Annotated in this window: 3 protein-coding genes and 1 rRNA gene; all 4 read right to left on the bottom strand. The window is 68.5% G+C overall.

The features are described 5' to 3' along the window. A 16S ribosomal RNA gene (locus tag IJH84_RS05295) occupies positions 1-318 on the bottom strand; the annotation flags it as partial. Between the two features lie 499 nt (positions 319-817). Continuing rightward, entirely contained in the window at positions 818-2,092 is a 1,275-nt protein-coding gene (gene tyrS, locus IJH84_RS05290) for a tyrosine--tRNA ligase (RefSeq protein WP_295140965.1), read from the bottom strand. A gap of 33 nt (positions 2,093-2,125) precedes the next feature. Further along, positions 2,126-2,749, bottom strand: a complete 624-nt coding sequence (locus IJH84_RS05285; protein ID WP_295140962.1) for a DNA-3-methyladenine glycosylase — start codon at positions 2,747-2,749, stop codon at positions 2,126-2,128. A gap of 10 nt (positions 2,750-2,759) precedes the next feature. Continuing rightward, positions 2,760-4,055, bottom strand: a 1,296-nt coding sequence (argH, locus tag IJH84_RS05280) for an argininosuccinate lyase (RefSeq protein ID WP_295140959.1), incomplete at its 5' end; no start/stop codon positions are given.

The raw sequence follows: 4,055 nt of genomic DNA, 5'->3' as shown, positions 1-4,055 counted from the left end.
TCAGTCCCAGTGTGGCCGGTCACCCTCTCAGGCCGGCTACCCGTCGTCGCCTTGGTAGGCCATCACCCCACCAACAAGCTGATAGGCCGCGGGCTCAACCTGCACCGCCGGAACTTTCCACACACACACCATGCGGCGATGTGTCCTATCCGGTATTAGACCCCGTTTCCAAGGCTTATCCCAGAGTGCAGGGCAGATTACCCACGTGTTACTCACCCGTTCGCCACTCATCCACCCCGAAGGGCTTCAGCGTTCGACTTGCATGTGTTAAGCACGCCGCCAGCGTTCGTCCTGAGCCAGGATCAATCTCTCCAACAATGATCAGAGAAAAATCCTGCCCCGAAAAATAAACGAGGCACCCCAACCAAAACAATGGTCAGAGCAAAAACAAAGTAAGTACTACCACTCACCATCATCGGCACGCTGTTGAGTTCTCAAAGAACACACCCACACCAGAACCCCAGCACCAACCAGGCACCAAAACCCCGGGGAGTCATCTCTTCGTCTTGCTGATGTGAAACACTCTAGCTTACCCCGTTTTCGCGGTTTCGCCGGGGGTCCCTTTTGCTTTCGGGGCCTCCCGGGCCGCGGTCGGCGGAGCAATGTTGAGTTCGTTTCACCGGGTCCGCCCACGCTAACACCATCGGCGAAAGCGTTGTTTGCGGTCCCCCCGTCGCGCCCGGTCCGTATGTCGGCCCGTTCCGCGCTGACTCCAAGAAAGTTACGCGCTGCCGGGGGCGAAGTCAAGCCAGCCCGCAGCGCCGCCGGAAGATCGCGAACCCGCAGGTCAGCCACCGTTTCCGGCGTCGAGATCAGGCTAGTACAGCACCTTGATCCCCGCAGTGTGACGCTTGCCACGTCGGACGATGAGCCAGCGGCCGTGCAGCAGGTCGTCCTTCGCCACGGACCAGCTCTCATCAGCGATTTTGGTGTTGTTGAGGTAGGCCCCGCCCTCGTTGACGGTGCGCCGGGCGGCGCCTCGGCCCTGGGCCAGGCCGGCTTCGACGAGCAGGTCGACGATGGTGGGCTCGTCGGCGAGGCGGACCTCGCCGGTGGGGATCTCGGCCATCGCGGCCTCCAGCGTGGGCTCGTCGAGTTCGGCGAGTTCGCCGCGGCCGAACAGGGCCTGGCTGGCAGCGATGACTTGGCGGGTCTGCTCGGCGCCGTGCACGAACGTCGTGAGCTCTTCGGCGAGCCTGCGCTGGCCGGCGCGCTGCTGGGGCCGCTCGGCGGTGAGCCGCTCCAAGTCCTCGATCTCCTCGCTGTCGAGGAAGGTGAACAGGCGCAGGTACTTGCCGACGTCCGCGTCCGCGGAGTTCACGAAGTACTGGTACCAGGCGTACGGCGAGGTCAGCTCCGGATCGAGCCACACGTTGCCGCCGCCGGTGGACTTGCCGAACTTGCGGCCCTCGGCGTCGGTGACCAGCGGCAGCGTCAGGGCGTGCCCGGTGACGTTCTCCTGCCGGCGCAGCAGGTCCACGCCTGCGACGATGTTGCCCCACTGGTCGGAGCCGCCGAGCTGCAGCCGGGTGCCGTGCCTGCGGTACAGCTGCACGAAGTCGTTGGCCTGCAACAGCATGTAGCTGAACTCCGTGTAGGACATGCCGTCGCCCTCCAGCCGCCGCTTGACGGTGTCCCTGGCCAGCATGGTGTTGATCGAGAAGTGCTTGCCGACGTCGCGCAGGAACTCGGTGACCGGCAGCTCGGCGGTCCAGTCGGTGTTGTTGGCCACGACCGCACCGGTCGGTGAGTCGTCGAAGTCGACGAACTTGGCGAGCTGATCGCCGATCCTGGTGGTCCAGTCCCGCACGGTGGACACGTCGTGCAGGTTCCGCTCGCCAACGTCGCGGGGATCGCCGATGAGACCGGTGGCGCCGCCGGAGAGGATCACCGGGCGGTGCCCGGCGAGCTGGAAGCGGCGCAGCGTGAGGATCGGGATCAGGTGCCCGGCGTGCAGGCTGGACGCGGTCGGGTCGAAGCCCGCGTAGAGGGTGAGCGGGCCCTCGCTCAGGTCCGCGCGCAGCGCGGTGAGGTCGGTGGATTGCGCGATCAGGCCGCGCCAGGACAGCTCGTCAAGGATGTGCTCGCTCACGAGCACCAGTTTCGCGCACCTGCGCCAGCGGTTTTACGTCCGGTCCCGGATTCTGCGGCGCCCGCCGAGCCGGTAGGTGCTGACCGACGGCGAGCCGTCGATCCAGGACCGCCACGGCAGATCGACCGCGGTGGCGACACCGACGCGGGGTCCGGTGCGGACGTCGTCCTCGTCGACCGTGTCACCGTTGTAGAGCCTGATCGGAGAATCCGGGGAGGTCAGGTCGATGCCGTTGTGCTCGCGGGTGATCCCGAGGACACCTGCGAGCCTGGCGGGCCCGCTGGCGACCGCGCTCTGCTTGCGCACGGCGGGACGGCGCTGCTTGGCGAGTTCGCCGCCCGTCACGACCTCCCCGGCGCGCAGCAGCACCGCGCCGGGGACGCCGTCGGTCAGGCACACCACGTTGATGCAGAAGTGCATTCCGTAGACGAAGTAGACGTACAGGTGCCCGGCCGGACCGAACATCACGGCGTTGCGCTCGGTTCGGCCGCGGTAGCAGTGCGAGGCCGGGTCGTCGCCCCCGCGGTACGCCTCGACCTCGACCAGCCGCACCCGCACTTCGCCTTCGGGGCCGGTCGAGTGCAGCTCGCAGCCGAGCAGCCGCCGAGCCACCCGAAGCGGGTCGTGCGCGAGTTCGTCGCTAGTCACCTGATGCACGGCCCGGACACTACCGGCCGTGTTCGCGGGGTTCTCCGGCCGACGACCACGCCCGGTGCGCGCGGACCGCTTCGACGACGCGCGTGAGCTGCTCGGAGACCCGCGCAGGGGCGGTTCCGCCGTGCGCGTCGCGGGAGGCGACCGAGCCGGGCACGGTGAGCACCTCGCGGACTGCGGGGGTGAGCGCGGCGTGCGCTCCGGACAGTTCGTCGTCGGTCAGTTCGTCCAGGCCGACGCCGCGGGCTTCGGCCAGCCGCACGCACTCCCCCGAGGCTTCGTGCGCCACGCGGAACGGGACGCCCTGCCGCACCAGCCACTCGGCGATGTCGGTGGCCAGCGTGAAACCGGCCGGCGCGAGTTCGGCCATCCGGTCAGTGTGGAAGGTGAGGGTGCCGAGCATCCCGGCCATCGCGGGCAGCAGCAGGTCCAGGTGCTCGACGGAGTCGAAGACCGGTTCCTTGTCCTCCTGCAGGTCGCGGTTGTAGGCCAGCGGCTGGGCCTTGAGCGTGGTCAGCAGGCTCGTCAGGTTGCCGAGCAGCCTGCCGGACTTGCCGCGGGCGAGTTCGGCGACGTCCGGGTTCTTCTTCTGCGGCATGATCGAGCTGCCGGTGGCCCAGGCGTCGTCGAGGGTGACGTAGCCGAATTCGGCGGTGTTCCAGATGATCACTTCTTCGGCCACGCGGGACAGGTTCACCCCGAGCATGGCCAGGCAGAACGCCGATTCGGCCGCGAAGTCGCGGGAGGCGGTGCCGTCGATGGAGTTGTCCACGGCGCCGTCGAAGCCGAGCTCCTCGGCCACCGCCTGCGGGTCCAGGCCGAGCGAGGAACCGGCCAGCGCGCCCGATCCGTACGGGGAGAACGCGGTGCGCTCGTCCCAGTCCCGCATCCGTTGCACATCGCGCAGCAGCGCTTGGCAATGTGCGAGCAGGTGGTGCGCGAGCAGCACGGGCTGGGCGTGCTGCAGGTGGGTCCGGCCCGGCAGCACCGCATCCGGGTGCGCTTGCGCCTGGCTGACCAGGGCGTCGACCACGTCCAGGACGCCGGAGGCGACGCGGCGGGTGGCGTCCCGCAGCCACATCCGGAACAGGGTGGCGACCTGGTCGTTGCGGGAGCGGCCGGCGCGCAGCTTGCCGCCGAGGTCGTTGCCGACCCGTTCGAGCAGGCCGCGTTCGAGCGCGGTGTGCACGTCCTCGTCCGCGACGACCGGCTGGAACGCGCCGGATTCGACGTCGGCGGCGAGTTCGTCGAGGCCGCGCAGCATCCCGTCGAGCTCGTCGCCGGTGAGCAGGCCCGCGCGGTGCAGCAC

This window comes from Saccharopolyspora sp., from assembly GCF_017434145.1.
In the GTDB taxonomy this organism is placed as follows: domain Bacteria; phylum Actinomycetota; class Actinomycetes; order Mycobacteriales; family Pseudonocardiaceae; genus Saccharopolyspora_C; species Saccharopolyspora_C galaxeae.
Note: the sequence above shows the minus strand (reverse complement) of the source record. Positions and strands in the feature narration are given on the sequence as shown.